Annotated in this window: 16 protein-coding genes; 10 read left to right on the plus strand and 6 right to left on the minus strand. The window is 58.1% G+C overall.

Going from position 1 to position 18,269, the window contains the following annotated elements:
• Positions 1 to 75 precede the first annotated feature (75 nt).
• The 3 genes from ABVT35_RS15235 to ABVT35_RS15245 are packed head-to-tail and all read left to right on the plus strand — an operon-like array spanning position 76 to position 4,386.
• Positions 76 to 1,317, plus strand: a complete 1,242-nt coding sequence (locus ABVT35_RS15235) for an ROK family protein (protein WP_368467440.1) — start codon at positions 76 to 78, stop codon at positions 1,315 to 1,317.
• On the plus strand, positions 1,307 to 2,740 hold the full coding sequence (locus tag ABVT35_RS15240; RefSeq protein WP_368467441.1) for a di-heme oxidoredictase family protein: 1,434 nt from the start codon (positions 1,307 to 1,309) through the stop codon (positions 2,738 to 2,740). The genes ABVT35_RS15235 and ABVT35_RS15240 overlap by 11 nt, the downstream gene beginning before the upstream one ends.
• Positions 2,737 to 4,386 carry an FG-GAP repeat domain-containing protein gene (locus tag ABVT35_RS15245; protein ID WP_368467442.1) on the plus strand — a complete coding sequence of 550 codons (1,650 nt, stop codon included), beginning with the start codon at positions 2,737 to 2,739 and terminating at the stop codon, positions 4,384 to 4,386. The genes ABVT35_RS15240 and ABVT35_RS15245 overlap by 4 nt, the downstream gene beginning before the upstream one ends.
• A gap of 357 nt (positions 4,387 to 4,743) precedes the next feature.
• Here ABVT35_RS15245 and ABVT35_RS15250 read toward each other — a convergent pair whose 3' ends face one another.
• Entirely contained in the window at positions 4,744 to 5,466 is a 723-nt protein-coding gene (locus ABVT35_RS15250; RefSeq protein WP_368467443.1) for a GntR family transcriptional regulator, read from the minus strand.
• A gap of 172 nt (positions 5,467 to 5,638) precedes the next feature.
• On the opposite strand from ABVT35_RS15250, the gene ABVT35_RS15255 reads away from it, so the two are divergent.
• Positions 5,639 to 7,282 carry a right-handed parallel beta-helix repeat-containing protein gene (locus ABVT35_RS15255; RefSeq protein WP_368467444.1) on the plus strand — a complete coding sequence of 548 codons (1,644 nt, stop codon included), beginning with the start codon at positions 5,639 to 5,641 and terminating at the stop codon, positions 7,280 to 7,282.
• An 11-nt stretch (positions 7,283 to 7,293) separates the two neighbouring features.
• Here ABVT35_RS15255 and nagA read toward each other — a convergent pair whose 3' ends face one another.
• Genes nagA through ABVT35_RS15275 form a run of 4 tightly spaced genes read right to left on the minus strand, consistent with a single transcriptional unit; the run spans position 7,294 to position 11,134 of the window.
• Positions 7,294 to 8,457 carry an N-acetylglucosamine-6-phosphate deacetylase gene (gene nagA / locus ABVT35_RS15260; RefSeq protein ID WP_368467445.1) on the minus strand — a complete coding sequence of 388 codons (1,164 nt, stop codon included), beginning with the start codon at positions 8,455 to 8,457 and terminating at the stop codon, positions 7,294 to 7,296.
• Positions 8,454 to 9,464 (minus strand): SIS domain-containing protein, encoded by a 1,011-nt coding sequence (locus ABVT35_RS15265; RefSeq protein ID WP_368467892.1) that lies wholly within the window; start codon positions 9,462 to 9,464, stop codon positions 8,454 to 8,456. Before ABVT35_RS15265 ends, nagA begins: the two co-directional genes overlap by 4 nt.
• Positions 9,465 to 9,492: 28 nt before the next feature.
• Entirely contained in the window at positions 9,493 to 10,257 is a 765-nt protein-coding gene (locus ABVT35_RS15270) for a GntR family transcriptional regulator (RefSeq protein WP_368467446.1), read from the minus strand.
• A complete protein-coding gene (locus tag ABVT35_RS15275) occupies positions 10,250 to 11,134 on the minus strand; it encodes a BadF/BadG/BcrA/BcrD ATPase family protein (protein WP_368467447.1) in 885 nt (294 codons plus the stop codon). Before ABVT35_RS15275 ends, ABVT35_RS15270 begins: the two co-directional genes overlap by 8 nt.
• A 191-nt stretch (positions 11,135 to 11,325) precedes the next feature.
• Here ABVT35_RS15275 and ABVT35_RS15280 point away from each other — a divergent pair, with 191 nt between their 5' ends.
• The 6 genes from ABVT35_RS15280 to ABVT35_RS15305 all read left to right on the plus strand — a co-directional run bounded on the left by ABVT35_RS15280 (position 11,326) and on the right by ABVT35_RS15305 (position 17,499).
• Positions 11,326 to 12,249: an N-acetylmuramic acid 6-phosphate etherase gene (locus ABVT35_RS15280; RefSeq protein ID WP_368467448.1), complete on the plus strand. Its 924-nt coding sequence runs from the start codon at positions 11,326 to 11,328 to the stop codon at positions 12,247 to 12,249.
• Between the two features lie 25 nt (positions 12,250 to 12,274).
• Positions 12,275 to 13,534 (plus strand): ABC transporter substrate-binding protein, encoded by a 1,260-nt coding sequence (locus ABVT35_RS15285; protein ID WP_368467449.1) that lies wholly within the window; start codon positions 12,275 to 12,277, stop codon positions 13,532 to 13,534.
• 63 nt (positions 13,535 to 13,597) lie between these two features.
• Positions 13,598 to 14,527: a carbohydrate ABC transporter permease gene (locus ABVT35_RS15290; protein ID WP_368467450.1), complete on the plus strand. Its 930-nt coding sequence runs from the start codon at positions 13,598 to 13,600 to the stop codon at positions 14,525 to 14,527.
• Between the two features lie 8 nt (positions 14,528 to 14,535).
• Positions 14,536 to 15,375 carry a carbohydrate ABC transporter permease gene (locus tag ABVT35_RS15295; protein WP_368467451.1) on the plus strand — a complete coding sequence of 280 codons (840 nt, stop codon included), beginning with the start codon at positions 14,536 to 14,538 and terminating at the stop codon, positions 15,373 to 15,375.
• Complete coding sequence (locus ABVT35_RS15300; RefSeq protein ID WP_368467452.1) at positions 15,372 to 16,433, plus strand: Gfo/Idh/MocA family protein; 1,062 nt, start codon at positions 15,372 to 15,374, stop codon at positions 16,431 to 16,433. Before ABVT35_RS15295 ends, ABVT35_RS15300 begins: the two co-directional genes overlap by 4 nt.
• Before the next feature lie 61 nt (positions 16,434 to 16,494).
• Positions 16,495 to 17,499: an ABC transporter ATP-binding protein gene (locus ABVT35_RS15305; RefSeq protein WP_368467453.1), complete on the plus strand. Its 1,005-nt coding sequence runs from the start codon at positions 16,495 to 16,497 to the stop codon at positions 17,497 to 17,499.
• A gap of 9 nt (positions 17,500 to 17,508) precedes the next feature.
• Here ABVT35_RS15305 and ABVT35_RS15310 read toward each other — a convergent pair whose 3' ends face one another.
• Positions 17,509 to 18,228, minus strand: a complete 720-nt coding sequence (locus ABVT35_RS15310; RefSeq protein ID WP_368467454.1) for an aspartate/glutamate racemase family protein — start codon at positions 18,226 to 18,228, stop codon at positions 17,509 to 17,511.
• Positions 18,229 to 18,269: the final 41 nt, after the last annotated feature.

Below are 18,269 nucleotides of genomic sequence, written 5' to 3' on the forward strand. Positions count from 1 at the left end.
AGTTAAGTTGTTGTATTGCAGCATTTATTTTGCATTGCAGCATTCGAGCTCCGAATTTGGAAGGAAAACAAGCCGGTGGTTGAACTGGGACGATCAGACGATGTGCGCAAGCGCAACCGCAGTCGGATACTGGCGGTTCTGCGCCGCGATGCTCCGATGTCAAGAACGGGGATTTGTGCAAAAACCGGGCTGAGCCCGTCGACCGTTTCCGCCATAACGTCCGAACTGCTCGACGAAGCGATTATCGTGATTTCCGGAGGCGAAGGCCCGGCCAACCTCGGCCGTGGCCGCCCCCAGGTAAGACTGGCGCTGAACCCGGATGCGGCGCTGGTAGGATCAGCTGTCCTGCAGCTTGACCGCGTATCCGTGACGATTTCCGACTATTCCGGCAAGAGCGTTGCGCAAATCGGCCGCGATTTTCGCGCACGCCGAGCATCGCCGCAGGAATTCTTCGACGTCCTCATCGATACGACGCGCCAGGCGCTGGCACAGATTTCATCTGGCACCGGAAAACTCAAACGCATCAGGCTTGGGGTTCAAGGTGCCACCGACGTTGGCGGCACGTCGATGCTGTGGTCGCCGATCACGCAGCACCGCGACCTCGCCTTCAAGGCCGAGCTTGAGCGGGAATTCGGAGCCCATGTAAAACTGTCCAACGATTGCAGCATGATAGCACGAGCACTGCACTGGAGCGCGCCTGAACGGTTCAACCGGAATTACGCGGCGGTTCTGTTGTCCCACGGCATCGGCATGGGCCTGATGCTCAACGGCGAACTCGTCAGCGGCATCCGGTCATCGGGAACCGAATTCGGTCACATCTCGCATATTCCGAACGGGGCGCTTTGCCGTTGCGGCCGGCGCGGCTGTATCGAGGCCTATGCGGGAGATTATGCCATTTACCGCCGGGCACAGGCCTCGGGCGAAACGGCAACGCCCAGGAACGATATTGGTCATTTGGAAATGAACGCAGTCCACGAAGCTGCCATTGCCGGAAACGAAGACGCTTTGAATGCCTATGCCGAGGCCGGGCAGGCCCTGGGCACGGGTTTGGCGGACATGTATGCGCTTGTGGACTCCTTCCCCGTCGCTTTTGTCGGCAACGGTACTGAAGCCTTCGAATTCATCGAAAAGCCGCTTCGCGAAGCCATTGCGGCAACCAAACTGGACGTTCTGGGCGAAGCCATCGAGATTCACTGTTTTCCCGACGAAAACCCTCTGATCGTGGAAGGATGCACCATAACCGCGTTGCTCGAACTCGACGAATTGTTCGCTCAGGCGACGGAACAGGCAACAAAGGCAGAAGACAATGTTGTATAGGACACTGATTGCAGCGGTATTGTTATGTGCCGGTACAGCCGCCACAACAGCCACCGCGCAGGAGAGCGCCGCCCCGAAGCCCTGGTCGGAAAGCGCTGTGGGCAGCCATGTCGATCAGAACGAACTGCGCGGCACCCTATCCAAAACACAACTGCATACCCTGATGAAACAAGGGGAAGCCCTGTTCACAGCCAAATTCACCACCGTCGACGGTGTCGGTCGGCCAATGGCAACACAAGCCATCATACCGACCAAGCGCAAGAGGCCGCTTCAGCAATCATTTCAACGGCTTCCGGGCACGGATTCAAACGCCTGTTCATCCTGCCACAATGATCCAATTGTCGGTGGCGCCGGCGATTTTGTCGCCAATGTTTTTGTATCAGAGGGCTTCACCAATGCCGATTTCGACACATCCGATCCGCAGTTTTCAAACGAGCGCAACACCAATCATGTGATGGGCGCCGGCCTCGTCGAACTGCTGGCCCGCGAGATGACCGCCGATCTTCAGAATCAGCGCCGAAATGCGCTCCGGTCCGCGCGCTCGTCGGGAACGCCCGTGAAAGTCCGGCTGAATACGAAGGGCGTCGATTTCGGCGAAATAACCGCCGGACCCGACGGCATTGTCGATCTGTCGGCAATTGACGGGGTCGATACCGATCTCGTGATCCGGCCGTTCAGCCAGAAAGGCGTGATCGGTTCACTTCGCCAGTTCACGGTCAATGCGCTCAACCATCATCACGGCATGCAGGCGGCGGAGCGATTTGGCGCACGCTGGACCGGCGAGGATGATTTCGACGAGGACGGCGTTGCAAACGAGTTGTCGGCGGGGGACGTCTCGGCCCTGGTGGCGTGGCAGGCAACCCGCAAGCCGCCGGTGCAAAGGACACCTGAATCACAGGATTGGCGACAACTGGCCCGGAAGGGATCGTCGGTTTTTGCTGAAATCGGATGCGGATCGTGCCACCGCCAGTCGCTGCCCCTCAACAGCCTGACCTTCGCCGACCCTGGTCCTTTTGATGCCGCAGGGACATTGCGGCGGGCCGAAGGCCAATATGACGCGGTATATGATCTTGCTCTGACCGACTGGGCAAAGACGCTCCCACGGGACGAAAACGGCGCAATTCTGGTGCCGCTGTTTGGCGATTTGAAACGGCACAAAATAGCCGATCAGCAGATTTCAGCTCTCGGAAACGAACTGCTTGGCCAACGGTTTGTAGATCGCGATGTGTTCATGACCAGCGAGTTGTGGGGCATCGCCTCTACCGCTCCCTATGGGCACAGGGGCGATCTGACGACGCTCGATGAAGTGATCCGCGTACACGGCGGCAACGCGCGGCAAAGCCGCGATCAATATGTGGCGCTTGGTAAGAACGACCGTACCGCGCTGATCGCGTTCTTGAAAACATTGGTGATTGAACCATGATGAAATCCATTTTCATGCTGGCAGCGGGCGCCGCAACGTTCGTTACCGTCGCAGTCACGGAAGCGCAGACCACGCAACCGACCGCGCCCGAAACCGACATTCCGGTGCTCCAGGAACAGGCAGTCGCCGCCGGTATCGAGCACAGCTACCGCGGACCGTGGGAGTATTTTGTCGGCGGCGGCGCGGCTTCGTTTGACTGCAATGGCGACAGGTTTCCCGATTTGATGCTTGCCGGCGGAACGGGCGAGACACAGCTTTTTGTCAATCGGAGCAGCGAAGCCGACGGACTTCGTTTTGAACCCGGGAAACTGGATGTATCAAAATCCGACCTCCAAAACGTTACCGGGCTTTATCCGGTCGACATCGACAATGACGGCCATCGCGATGTCGTGCTGCTCAGAGTTGGCCGCAATGTGATCCTGAAGGGCGGCCCCGATTGCAGCTTCAAAAGCGCCAACCGCGAATTCGCATTCGACGGCGGACGGGCATGGACGACGGCCTTTGCCGCCACATTCGAAAAGGACACGCCCTTCCCCACCCTTGCATTCGGCAACTATGTAGACCGTTCAGCGCCAGGTTCGCCCTGGGGAACCTGCCACGACAATGTTTTCTTGCGCCCGGCAAAGGGCGATCGGCCGAACTATGCAGAAGCCGAACAACTCACACCCGGATATTGCGCCCTTTCGATGATATTCACCGACTGGAACCGCTCCGGCACACCGTCCCTGCGCATTACCAACGACCGCCACTACTACCGTGACGGCGAAGAGCAGATGTGGCGGGTCGATCCCGGCAAGGCACCCCGCCTCTACCGGCGTGCGGACGGCTGGAAAAGGGTCAACATCTGGGGAATGGGAATAGCCGAAGGCGATATCGATGCGGACGGGTATCCCGAATATGCCCTGACCTCCATGGGAGATACAAAGCTTCAGACACTCGACGCCGAAGCCGAGGAAGGGCGGCCCGTTTACCGCGACATCGCATTTGAACGCAAGGCAACCGCTCACCGACCCTATACCGGCAGCGACCTGAAGCCTTCCACAGGCTGGCATTCCGAATTCGCCGATTTCAACAATGACGGTCTGCTCGATCTCTTCATTGCCAAGGGCAACGTTGAAAAAATGCCGGACTTTGCGGATTTCGATCCCGACAACCTTCTTCTCGGGCAGCATGACGGGACATTTTTCGAAGCCGGGCATATTTCAGGCATCGATCTCGACCGTCGCGGGCGCGGCGCGGTCATTGCCGATTTCGACCTCGACGGCAATCTGGACCTCATAGTGGTCAACCGCGAGGCCCCTGTGAGCGTGTTCCGCAATCGCGGCGGCAAAACCGATTGGGGCACCCGGCCGATGGGCAACTGGCTTCAGATCGAACTGCAGCAGGACGGTGCGAATACCAACGCTGTCGGCGCGACCATTCTGGTCAAGTCCGGAAACGAAACCAGACTGCGAAAGATCCAGTCAGGTGGCGGTCACGCATCCGGTCATTCCGGCTTCATTCATGTCGGCACGGGCGTTGCGGAACGGGCTCAGATCCGGGTTAAATGGCCGGATGGAGAATGGAGTCCCGCCTTTCGCGTATTTGCAAATAATTTCGTTATCATCCGCCGCGGTGAAAGCGACGCGAGATACTGGTACCCCTGAATCAACCTAAATGCGGACATGAAAAAGGGGTGGCCAGGCGCGTCAGGCCACCCCTAGATTTGGTTGCCTTGTGGAGATACTCACCACCCGGCCACCGAAATACAACTTGTACACTTTTCCGGTGTACACTTGGTAAATATACGTCACTTCACGACAAATTTTAATCAAAAAACGACAAACTCACAGGAGAACGGGCTTCAAACCCGAATAAATTTCATATTTGAACCCATGCAACCTTTTTTTGTTGCTGGACCGGCACCGACAATCGGCCGGGTCGCTCGGCACAACAATCCCTTAGACGGAACGAAAATCTGCCGCCCGGCTCTGTCTGGAATGCGCCCAAACGAAAATTACCATTCAGTATTTCAGACGAAACTTCGGGACGGAACGCTGGCTGATATAGTCGACAAAACGACGGTGAACCTGTTCGGCATGCTCATGTGCCAGTTTTTCGGCCAGGTCAGGTTGCCGGTTTTCGATTGCCGCGATGATCTTGACGTGCGCCTGCCCCAGTTCGGGTGGCAATGTGTCGTCATATGACCTGAAATACAGCCGCAGCGTACGCCGGCCCTCATCGAGGATCCGCCGATAGGTATCGGCGAATATCCGATTGCCCCCGGCATCGCCAATTGCGGCGTGGAACTCTCGGTTGCTGTGGATCATTGCCAGCGCATCGTTTCTGGAAAGGCTTTCCACAAATCGGTCCTGCAGGGTCTTGATCTTGACAAGGTCGGCCTCGGTCCGGTTCTGGGCCGCAAGCCGGGTAACCACACGCTGAATCAGGTCCAGCGCGTCCACGTAGGCCGGAAATTCCTCCAGGTTGAGCGGCGCTACGATTGTGCCTTTGTTGGGCAGCGTCTTGACCAGTCGCTCGGAGCCAAGCCGGACAAGCGCCTCTCGTATCGGCGACCGTGATACGTCGAAGCGTTTTGCAAGGCTCGCCTCGTCGATCAGCTGTCCGGGTTCAAGCTCGAGCGACAGGATCTCATCCCGCAGCCTCTCAAATACGGTAAGTGCACCAAACCCCCGGCGCCTGTCCATATTCAACTCGTCCTCAACTACCACAAGACCGTCCGCCATTGTTTTTCCTCATCACTGAAGACGCTTTTAAGCAGTCGTGATTTTTCATTCAAGTGAAGCGGCATTGAAACGATCGGGCCGAACGCTGCCGCGGGTGAATTGCTTGTCAAACCAAATCGGCGGTGCAACAGTGCTGGTTTGGATCGGAATTGATCGGAAACAGGCTGTACGCATGGGGATTTTGAGTGCAAATCCATCCAACGTCGCCAAACGCTGCCGCAAATTACGCGCCGGTGACCGGCTGGTGCTGAAAGAAGGCATATATAAAAAACCGCTTGTCTTGACAGGCATTGCCGGCACAGCCGACGAACCGATCACCATCGAAGCGGAAAAAGGCGCCGTATTCACCAGCGGGCTTTCGCTAAAGAAGTACACCAGGCGTGCAAACCTCATCGCAATGCGTCGTCAGGCCGCCGGCTATTATCCGAGCATCGGCCAGACCGCCGACGAGGCCGTGCTGTCGTTCATCCATTGCAGGCACATTGTCCTTTGTGCCCTGAATTTCCGCCGTTGCTGGCCAACCGCCGTCTATCTCGAGGAATGTCAGCATATGACCCTTGACGGGCTGACCATCCGTGAAGGGACAATTGCCATCGGTGCCAACGGATCGACAACGCGTGATCTTCTGGTTGTCAACTGCGACTGGAAGCAGGATGTCAGCGCCGACAACAATATGTGGAACAGCATTCCCTGGACGGCGATCCACGGCTCGAGGGAGAATTCCGGCGGTGAACGGGTCGATCCGAAAAACGACTATCGGGCCTATGACGGAGATTTCTTTCGTGCCTGGGATGTCGCGGGCAATGTCGTCATCCGCAACAACCGGATATCGGACGCCTTCAACGGCATCCACTTCTTCAATCGCCTCGATCAGCTCGCACCAGGCGTCGATCCGAGCCAGCTGAAGTTCAATGGCGGTCGACGTGCCTCGGCCAATATTCTGATTGAAAACAATATCTTCACGCGTATTCGCGACAACGCGATTGAACCGGAGGACTATGCCTGGAACTGGGTTATCAGGCATAATATTTTTGCCGATTGCTACTGTCCGTTCTCGCTTGAACTGCAGCGTGCCGGCTGGTTTTACATCTACGGCAATTATGGCTGGGTCAACAACCAGCCCGGCCTTGATACCCCTGAACCCGAACGCACCAAATGCTCGCACTTCAAGCTCGGAGGCAGCCACCAGAACGAAGGCGCAATCCACGTCTTCCTTAATTCCTGGTACTACCGGAAGGGAAAAGGCATTTTCCCAAAAGGCGCGCTAAAGAATCTGCGCCACTTCAACAATGCCATTGGATTTGGCCGACCTGACAACGCCGGGATGTTCGGCAAGACTGACGGGCTTGCCGAACCGTCAAGACCAGGATCCAAACCCGGCGGGGCGGATGATCTCAACGCACATTTTACCCGGCAATGGGATGAATGCGCCTACGACATCGTCTTTGACGGCGATATTTCCGAAGACAGCAATTTCCCGGATAATTTCCGCAAAATGGGCTTTCCGCTCGGGCTGGCTTCAAAAGCAGGCCCACCTGGATTTGCACATCCGGAATCCGAGCAGACTGATCTCACGGTTGGTCCGGACGCGGCCGCCTACGCAAGTTCGATTGCCATGACGATCGAACTTCCTGACGGCACGAGTTTCGAAATTCCGTCCGGACTGAATGTCGGCGCGTATCAGGCAACCGACGCCTATTGCAACATTGATGAAATGTTCGGATTTCTGCCGGAGGCAAAAAGCATTCCCGATACGCAAGCCCCGTCAGAAAAGGAAGAAGAGGTCGAACAAAAGCAGTCTTTGCTTCTGTTCTAGAGCACCCCCCCTCACCCCGCCTGAAATACGCTGCCGCCACCGATCCAGACCTGTTCCACCGATAGATCATCGGACAGATGGACAAAGTCGGCACGGCTGCCATCCCCGAGGCGACCGTATTCGGCACCAACGCCGAGGGCCTCGGCCGGATAAAGCGATGCCATGCGCAGTGCCTCGTCCAGTTCCAGTCCAAGGCTTTCCACGAGGACCCGAACCGACGCGATCATGTCGATATCGGCACCCGCCAGCGTGCCGTCCTCCAGCGTCAGCCGGCCCTCGGACCGATAGACGGTACGGCCATTGAGCGTGAAGGATGTCTGCTCGCTGCCGATCGTGGACATGGCATCGGTTACCAGGAAAATCCTGCCCGGCCCCTTCTTTCCACGAATGGCAATCCCCATGGATGCGGGATCCACATGAATGCCGTCGGCAATCAGACCGGCTGAAACACCCGGCTGCGACAATGCTGCGCCGACCATACCGGGCTCCCGGTGGCCGAGCGGGCTCATTGCATTAAACAGATGCGTAACCAGTGAGGCACCCGACAGGATAGCCGCAACCGCGGTTTCGCACGAGGCATCGCTGTGCCCCAGGCTTATTTTGATGCCCGCGTGCGAAAGGGTTTCAATCTGATCGTTAGACACGGCTTCTGACGCAACAGTAACAAGCAGATTGTCGATCGTATTTCCGGCAGCAACGAGCCGCTCTATGTCCTCATCCGTCGCGGGGCGCACGAGGTCCGGGTCGTGTGCACCGCGCCGCGCCTGTGAAAGATGCGGTCCTTCAAGATGCAAGCCAAGGCATCCGGGCACCCGCCGGTTCAACGCCTCGGTCGCTGCCGCGATGGCCTGCTCGGTTCTTTGCCGCGTATCCGTTATCAGTGTCGGCAGCAGGGCCGTTGTGCCGAACCGGCTGTGCGCCGCACAGATTGTCTCGATAGCTTCCACGCTCGGCATTTCATTCAGCAGAACGCCGCCGCCGCCATTGACCTGCAGGTCGACAAATCCCGGCACGAGCATGCCATGATCGAGGCTGGTAACCGGCAGATCATCCGGCAGATCGGATGCCGGCGCCAGGCCAATCACAGCGCCATCGCGATGAATGACCGCGCTGCCGCTGTGCCAGTCCGATCCGTCAAAGATTCTCGGAGCGCTTGTTGCCGCCTCGCCAGTCATAGGGTTTCGGTCACCTTTTTCAGTTTTTCCGGCTTGTCGGGATCAAGCCCGCGCTTGCGGGCCAGCTCTTCCACAAAACCATAGAACGGAACAACAAGCGCAAGGGCATCCGTCAAAGGATGGCCCGTATCCACAAAGGAAAGAGAATGCGCCTTTTGAGCCTTGGCGGATGTGATGTGAACCGCAGCGCCGTCGCCGGCAAGCTTATCCGCGGTTTCGACGATGGAGGCTTCCGCTTTGTCGCGCGCGGCAAGTCCAAGCACAGGAAAGCCGCTGCCGACAAGGGACACGGGGCCATGCAGCACCTCCGCGGCGCTGTAGGCCTCCGCGTGGAGGTTGCAGGTCTCCTTGAACTTCAGCGCGGTTTCGTGGGCAATCGCAAGGGTCGGTCCCCGTCCGAGTATGTAAAGTGATCCGCCCTGTTCCACATCAGGTCCGAGCCCCGACCAGTCGATTGCAACGGCTTTTTCCAGCTGTTCGGGCAAACGGTCAAGCGCCTTTTTCAGCGCTTCGTCTTCCTTCCACGCCGCCAGAACCATCAAACCTGCCACAACTGAATTGACGTAGGTCTTGGTCGCGGCAACGCCAAGCTCCGCGCCGGCGCTGATATCAATTGCCAGATCGCTTTGCTCCGCCAGCGGTGAATTGGCGCTGTTGGTTAAAGAGAGAGTGAGCGCACCGCCCTCACCCGCGGCTTTTTGCATGGCGACGATATCGGGACTGCGCCCGGATTGCGAAATCGAAAGGCACAATGCGTTTTCGACCGTCAGCCGCGCGCCGTAAATAGAGGCAATGGATGGCCCGACAGAAGCAACCGGCAAACCGGCCTCGAGTTCGATGGCATATTTCAGGAATGCTGCGGCATGATCGGAGGATCCGCGCGCCACCGTCACCACGAAACCCGGATTATGTGCGCGAAGTGCCTTGCCAATATCGGCAAGTGCCGGAGACAATCCCTTCAATAACCGCTCCGCAGCCTTCGGTATCTCCTCGATTTCATCACGCATATTCGTCACGGGCACGTCCTCAAAAGATTCAGTTCTTTCCAATGGTCAGTTCGGCGACAAAATCATAGGCATCGCCGCGATAAAGCGAGCGGGTGAATTCTACCACCCGGCCCGATTCAAGATAGGAAATCCGTTCGATCCGCAGGCCGGCATCGCCCGGCTCAAGACCGAGCAGCTGCGCATCCTCAGCCCGCAGATTGGTCGCTGAAATACGTTGCAGGGCACGAACCGGCCGAAAACCGTAAACGTCCAGTGCGGCATAGAGCGATGTTTCGACCTCATCGGCGCTGGGCAGCATCTGTGTCGAGATCGACGCCCGTTCTATCGCCAGCGGCATTTCGTCGGCAATGCGCAATCGGTCGATGCGAACCACCTCATCGCCGGGGGCAAGCCCGAGGGTCACCATTTCTTCCGGAGATGGCACGAACACGCCGCGTGTGAGCCATTCGGACCGGGCATTCCAGCCACGGCGAGACATATCTTCAGTAAACGATGTCAGCCGCGACAATGGCTGCTCAACCCGGGCAACGGGTTTGGAAACGAATGTGCCGGACCCGTGGCGTTGGGTCAGAATGCCGTCCTTGACGAGATCCTGAACCGCTTTTCGAACGGTAACGCGTGAAACGTCCGCAAGGTCGGCGATGTCGCGCTCGGATGGCAGTGCATCGCCATCATTCAGCAAACCGTCGCTGATTGCCTGCTCCACCCGGTTCCGAAGCTTGAGATAGAGGGGCCCGCTGCCCTCAGCCAGCACGTTCTCGCCTGCAAATATGGTCTGGAAGCGATTACTCATTGGCGTCACCACCCGCCGCGAACCGCATCAGCGCCAAACGTGACGCACCCTCAAGCGCATCACCTTCAGGCGGCACCACGCATTCCCGGTGTTCTGGCTTCAGCCACGTCTCATAAAGGGCGCCAAGACCGCCCAACAGGCACAGCTTCGGGTTCGGCCCCTGCAACACGGTATCGAGGGATTCATCGATTTGCCGTGCTGCAGATTCTACGAGCCGGATCGCAACCGCATCCCCCTCGCCCGCGAGCCGGAAGACTGCCGGTGCATAGCGGGCGAAGGCCCCGGGCAGCGAACCATGGGCAAATGCCACAAGTTTTTGCGGGTCATTGTCGAAATCGCGCAGGACAAGATCGGTAGCCGCCGTGCCAGGTCGAACCCCGTCATAGGCAAGCAGCGCCTCCTGCATCAACGACCGTCCGAGGACCGCCCCGCTGCCCTGGTCGCCGACGACAAAGCCCCAGCCGCCGATCGTTCGAACCACACCGCCGGTCTTCGTGGCAAACACCGATCCGGTTCCAAGAATGGCGACGGCCCCGTCTTGATCGCCCAAAGCACCATGGACGGCGATCAGGGCATCGCTCTCTACGGCACAGCGCCTGAACGGAAGCCGGCCCATGACCGCGCCGACAGTCGCCTCCACATTGGCGCCGGCTAAACCGAGCAGAACATTGCAGGACGAAAGCGCATCGTTACCGACGCCCGCATCGACGCACGCAGCACGCGCCGCCTCGACAATATGGCGCACGCCACCATCAAGGTCGGTCAAAATGTTGGCCGCACCGCTCCCGCCCCGGCCAAGGACGGTGCCGTCCGCACTGGCTAAAGCAGCCCGACAGCTCGTTCCGCCGCCATCAATACCGATGAAAAACTCGGTCATCGAAATCTCCCTGCCCATATAATACCAATAAAATACCATTAACCAAGGGGTATCTGGAAAAAAATTCATCAACACTGTAAATCATTGTAATTTTGGCGAAAAACAATTGACGCTTTCAGAATTCGTTAATTTTTTTCCTCACTCGCTGGACAATTGGTATTTTTTTGGCATTATTGGCGTGGGAGGTACGGATGCAAAAAACCACAACGGAAAGCATGCACGAACACGCGCTCGGCCTGGATCTGGAAGAACCGGCCAGGATACTGTCTGCCCTCATGGAAGGTCAGACGGATGCGGCGGCATGCGTCCACTCTGCATCCGATGCCATTATCAAAGCGTCCAAAACAGCAGCCGCAACCATTCGCGCGGGCGGACGGCTCATATATGCGGCAGCCGGCAGTTCCGGACTGATGGCATTGTCGGACGCCCTCGAGCTTCCGGGAACCTTCGGGATCGATCGCGATCAGATCAGGGTGCTCTTTGCCGGCGGGCCGCCATGGCTCGACACTTTTCGGGGCGGCCCGGAAGACGATGCCGGGCTGGCCATCGACGACATCATGGAATGCAGGCTGACCGACAGCGATTGTCTGATAGCGGTTTCGGCAAGTGGATCCACCCCCTACGCAGTGGCCGCTCTACAGAAGGCCGTTGAGATCGGAGCTGCGACTGTCGCAATAGCCAACAACAGTGGCTCGCCTCTGCTCGTAGCTGCAGATACGGCCATATTCCTGCCGACACCCGCGGAACTGATCGCCGGTTCGACGCGCATGGGAGCCGGGACGGCACAAAAGATCGCGCTCAACCTCATATCGACCCTCATGGCCATTGACCTTGGCCATGTTGTCGATGGCCACATGGTCAATCTGATTGTTGACAATGCAAAGCTGCGGTCGCGCGCAGCAAACATAATCGCCGTACTCGCAAAATGCAGCGAGGACACGGCGCTGGCATGCCTTGACCAGGCGGGCGGGTCGGTCAAGGCTGCCATCCTGCTCGCCTCCGGCGCCGCCGATCCTGACGCCGCGCAAAGGCTGCTTGAATCCAACAACGGGAATGTACGGTCAGCAATGGCCGCACTTAATCAGGGTTTCGGCTCTGAACAGCAACGCGCCTGAACGGCGCACTATCTGGGAGAAAACAATGACGAGCAAATCACTGACAGGACTGCTATTGGCGTCAACGCTACTAGGCAGTGCGGGCATTGCAAATGCCCAGGACGCCGAATTGACGATCGAGAGCTGGCGCAACGACGACCTGGAAATATGGCAGTCGAAGCTGATACCGGCATTCGAGGCGAAACATCCGGGCATCAAGGTCAAATTCACACCCTCCGCGCCGGCAGAGTACAACGCCGTTCTCAACTCCAAGCTGGAAGCCGGCTCCGCTGGTGATCTTATCACCTGCCGACCCTTCGACGCGTCCCTGGCACTTTACGACTCAGGGCATCTCGCACCGTTGACCGATCTTGAAGGCATGAAGAACTTTGGCAGCGTTGCCAAATCGGCCTGGATCACCGACGACGGATCAACGCCGTTCTGCGTTCCGATGGCCTCCGTGATTCACGGATTCATCTACAACAAGGACGCCTTCGACGAACTCGGCCTTTCCGTGCCGAAGACAGAAGCGGAACTGTTTGCCGCTCTCGACAAGATCAAGGAAGACGGCAACTACATCCCGATGGCCATGGGCACCAATGACCAGTGGGAAGCCGCAACGATGGGTTACCAGAACATCGGCCCCAACTACTGGAAGGGTGAGGAAGGCAGAAACGCGCTTATCAAGGGCGAGCAGAAGCTGACCGACGACGTCTGGGTCAAGCCCTATCAGACACTTGCGAAGTGGAAGGACTATCTGGGCGACGGCTTTGAGGCACAGACCTATCCCGACAGCCAGAACATGTTCACGCTTGGACGGGCAGCCGTCTATCCGGCAGGTTCATGGGAGATTTCCGGCTTCAACAATCTGGCTGATTTCAAGATGGGCGCCTTTTCTCCTCCGGTACCAAATGACGGCGACGATTGCTACATTTCCGACCATACGGATATCGCTATCGGCATGAACCCAAAGACGCCAAATCCGGATGCCGCAAAGGCTTTCCTGAACTGGGTCGCTTCGCCGGAATTCGCCGCACTCTACGCCAACGCCCTGCCCGGCTTCTTCCCGCTTTCCAACGAACCGGTAAAGCTGGACGACCCGCTGGCGCAGGAGTTCGTGTCCTGGCGTGAAAAGTGCAACTCGACAATCCGCTCGACCTATCAGATCCTGTCGCGCGGTACGCCGAACCTGGAAAACGAGACCTGGAACGCTTCGGCCAACGTCATCCGCGGCACGGAGACGCCTGAAGATGCGGCCAAGCGCCTGCAGGACGGCCTTTCCAGCTGGAACGAAATGCACAAGTAAGCGCAAATGAACCGGGCCGGCAGGATCGCCGGCCCGGTTTGCAAGGGGCGTCCGGGGACAATCATGAGCACATCAGACCAGAAGAAAAAACCGGTGCGCTGGCACATCGCGGTCTTTCTCGCGCCTGCCGTGCTCATCTATACGGCGATCATGATCCTGCCGCTCTTCGGCACACTTCAGCTGTCGCTGTTTCGCGAAGTGGATCAGCAGCAGATCTTTGTCGGCTTCGACAATTTCCGCGTCCTGCTCGGCGATCCGCGCTGGTCTGAGTCCTTTTGGAACGCCCTCGGCAACAACACCTGGTTCTTCATCGTTCACATGGTGGTGCAGAACCCGCTCGGCATTCTGTTTGCCGCGCTGCTTTCAAGCCCCAAGCTCCGCTTCTCGGTCTTTTACCGCACGGCGATTTTCGTGCCGACGATCCTTTCATTCGTCATTGTCGGTTTCGCCTGGAAACTCATCCTCAGCCCACTCTGGGGCATCGCGCCCGACATCATGAGCGCCGTCGGCCTCAAGAGCCTGTTTGCACCCTGGCTTGGCAAGACCGAGTATGCTCTGACAACGCTCAGCCTGATTTCGGTATGGCAGTTCATCGGCATTCCGATGATGCTGATCTATGCGGCGCTGCTATCCATTCCCGACGAGGTGCTCGAGGCGGCCGAATGTGACGGCATTACCGGCATGAATCAGTTCTGGAAGATCAAGCTTCCGCTTATCCTGCCTTCGATCGGCATCATCTCGATTTTGACTTTTGTCGGCAATTTCAACGCTTTCGACCTGATATACACGACACAAGGCGCTTTGGCGGGCCCTGACTACGCAACCGATATTCTGGGAACATTCCTCTATCGCACCTTCTTCGGTTTCCAGCTGCAGATCGGCGATCCGAATATGGGCTCGACCATCGCTTCGGTCATGTTCCTGATCATTCTTGCCGGGGTTTCGCTCTACCTCTTCGGCATCCAGACGCGGCTCCGCCGCTACCAGTTTTGAGGCCGGTCATGGCAAAAGCGACATCCTCAATCACCCGGTCCTTCGCAGCCCACGCCATACTGGCAGGCTACACCGTCATCGCCCTGTTTCCGGTGGTGGTCATCATCATCAACTCGTTCAAGTCCCGCAAGGCGATCTTCCGATCACCTCTGTCCTTGCCGGACGACAGTTCGTTCAGCCTCATCGGCTATGAGACCGTTCTCGCACAGGGTGATTTCATCCTCTATTTTCAAAACAGCCTGATCGTCACCGTCATATCGCTGACTCTCGTGTTACTGTTTGGTGCCATGGCCGCCTTCGCACTGTCGGAATACCGTTTCCGCGGCAATATGCTGATGGGGCTCTATCTCGCCCTCGGCATCATGATTCCGATCCGTCTCGGCACCGTGGCAATCCTCAAGCTGATGGTGGCAAGCGGGCTGGTCAACACCCTCACCGCGCTGATCCTCGTTTACACCGCGCAGGGCCTGCCGCTGGCGATCTTCATTCTGTCGGAATTCATGCGTCAGCTTTCCGCCGACCTGAAGGACGCCGGCCGCATCGACGGCCTGTCGGAATACAGGATCTTCATTCGCCTCGTCCTGCCGCTTGTTCGTCCGGCGATGGCAACCGTCGCCGTGTTCACGATGATCCCCATCTGGAACGATTTGTGGTTTCCGCTGATCCTCGCGCCGGCCGAAGAAACCAAGACCATCACCCTCGGCGCGCAGGTCTTCATCGGCCAGTTCGTTACCAATTGGAACGCGGTTCTTTCGGCCCTGTCGTTGGCGATACTGCCGGTCCTCGTTCTTTATGTGATCTTCTCGCGTCAGCTCATTCGCGGCATTACAGCAGGAGCAGTCAAATGACCGACCATCGCGTGCGCATCATGGTTGCCGGGCTCGGCAATATGGGCCGCAGCCACGCCCTCGCCTATCATCACAATGCGGGATTTGAGATCGCTGGCCTCGTCAACCGCTCGGCTGTTCCACTGCCTGACGACCTTGCCGGCTACCGGATCCATCCATCCTTCGAAGGCGCCCTCGACGAACTTGCGCCCGACGCCGTCTCCATCAACACCTACTCCGACAGCCATGCGGGCTTTGCCATTAAGGCGCTGGAGAGAGGCTGCCATGTGTTTGTCGAAAAACCGCTGGCAACGACTGTGGAGGACGCACGCAAGGTGGTGGACTGTGCAAAGGCCAACGGCCGCAAACTGGTTGTCGGCTACATATTGCGCCATCACCCCTCCTGGGTGCACCTCATCAAGGCTGCACGTGATCTTGGCGGCCCTTACGTCTTCCGGATGAACCTGAACCAGCAGTCGAGCGGCGCGACGTGGCGGACCCATAAACAGCTGATGCAATCCACATCGCCCATCGTCGATTGCGGCGTGCACTATGTCGACGTGATGTGCCAGATCGTCGATTCCAAACCTGTCGAGGTGCGCGGCATGGGAGCCCGCCTGTCCGATGAAATCGACAGCGGGATGTACAATTACGGTCACCTTCAGGTGCTGTTCGATGATGGATCCATCGGCTGGTACGAGGCCGGCTGGGGGCCGATGATTTCGGAAACGGCCTTCTTTGTGAAGGATGTGATGTCACCGAATGGCAGCGTATCGATCGTCATGGACGAGCATGCGAAATCCGACGACATCGACACACACACAAAAACGCAGAGAATCAAGATTCACCGGTCCGAAACAGGTGAAGACGGCGACTTCGTTCACGCCGATGAACTTGTCTCGATGGAGGGCGAACCGGATCACCAGAAGCTGTGCGATCTGGAACAGGCCTTTTTCCTGAAGGCTATGCGCGAGGATCTGGATCTGTCGCGCCACATGGAAGATGCCATTCAGTCGCTGAATGTCTGCCTGGCGGCGGATGAAAGCGTTCGCACGGGACAGCCTGTCAGGCTCGTCTGATACAGGCCGCTAACAAATTTGTGCCCGTCTTGGGCAGCAACAACAGGAAAGGGTCTAGGTTTTGGGCTCGCTCGTTCTTGAAAATATCCGCAAGTCCTTCGGTTCCGTCGAGGTCCTGAAAGGCATCGACCTTGAAGTAAAGGATGGCGAGTTCGTCATTTTTGTCGGCCCATCCGGTTGCGGCAAATCCACATTGCTGCGTGTGATCGCCGGCCTCGAGGACGCGACAAGCGGAACCGTGAGCATCGACGGCAAGCCGGTCGGTCATCTGCCGCCGTCAAAACGCGGTATCGCCATGGTATTCCAGACCTATGCGCTCTATCCGCACCTGACGGTGCGCAACAACATGGCGCTCGGCATCAAACAGGCCGGTCAGCCCGCAGACCAGGTTGCAGCCCGTGTCGATGCGGCTTCGAAAATGTTGTCGCTGGAGGAATATCTGGACCGCTTTCCGGCTGAACTCTCCGGCGGCCAGCGCCAGCGCGTGGCGATCGGCCGCGCCGTTGTGCGCGACCCGGAACTCTTCCTGTTTGACGAGCCTCTCTCCAACCTCGATGCGGCCCTTCGCGTCAACACACGTCTCGAAATCGCCCGCCTGCACCACGATCTCAAGGCGACGATGATCTATGTCACGCACGATCAGGTCGAGGCCATGACGCTGGCCGACAAGATCGTCGTTCTCAACGGCGGGGTTGTCGAGCAGATCGGCTCGCCCATGGAGCTTTACAACAATCCCGCCAATCTGTTTGTCGCCGGTTTCATTGGCTCGCCGCAGATGAATTTCATAGATGCCGGAAAGCTTGAAAAAAATGGCGCCGCGACCGTCGGCATCAGGCCTGAGCACATATCGGTCGATCGCAATGAGGGTGAATGGGCCGGAAAGGTCCTGCATGCCGAACATCTGGGCGCCGATACGATCCTGTATATGGATACTGAAAAAGCCGGCCTGCTTACCGTGCGCCTCTTCGGACAGCACGAATTCGACGCCGATGACAAACTGTTTGCAACGCCGGACCCGGCAAGCATGTTCAGTTTCGACGCAGACGGCCGCGCAATCGCGGCCTAGCGGACAGGACTAGTCCAGCCGGTAGCGCCTGGGAACGAGCGCTCCTTGAAACCAGGTGACAAAACTCTCCATCGTGAAGACCGGGCGCACCGTCGCACGCGCTATGTCCGCCGCATAGGGCATCATATTGGTGCACTCGAGCAAAATGGCACCGACGTCCTCGTGGCTTGATATCAGTTCGCTGCTGGCGTTGACGAGGTCTCTGCGCGCCGCGTCAACGTCAAGCTCCGGTTCGTTGCCGAGAATCACACGGGTGAACTCCTCGCCCGCATCGGTACCGACGATCGGGGTATCAAGATCGACGCCCGCTGCCTGCAGATGCGCATCGCTGAGCGAGCTGGCCGATATGGTAACGATGCCCACACGCCTGTCCGGCGGCAACATGGCCTCGATCATCGGCGCCTGCATCAGCGACGAGGCGGCGACCGGCACGCCCACGGCTTCCGTAAGCTCATCCTGAAAGAGCGAAAGGAAACCGCAATTGGTGGTCAATCCGTCACAACCGTCGGAAACAAGCTCCTCAGCGGCGTCGATAAACGGATCAAGCAGCCCTTCGGCATTGTGCAGGACGACGCGCTCCGGAGACGCGCCTCTAACAACCTTGTAATGGACGGGAAACGGCCAGGTCGCCGCATTGCCCATATCTCCGGGTATGCGCGGAAACTGCGCCTCCAGCATCAATATGCCGATAGACGCGCCGTATACGGATTTGCCGCCACCAACAATCATAAAAGCCTCCCGGTTTCGCTTGAGGCGCGGGTGAAATCAAA

This window comes from Hoeflea sp. TYP-13 (assembly GCF_040932035.1).
In the GTDB taxonomy this organism is placed as follows: domain Bacteria; phylum Pseudomonadota; class Alphaproteobacteria; order Rhizobiales; family Rhizobiaceae; genus Hoeflea_A.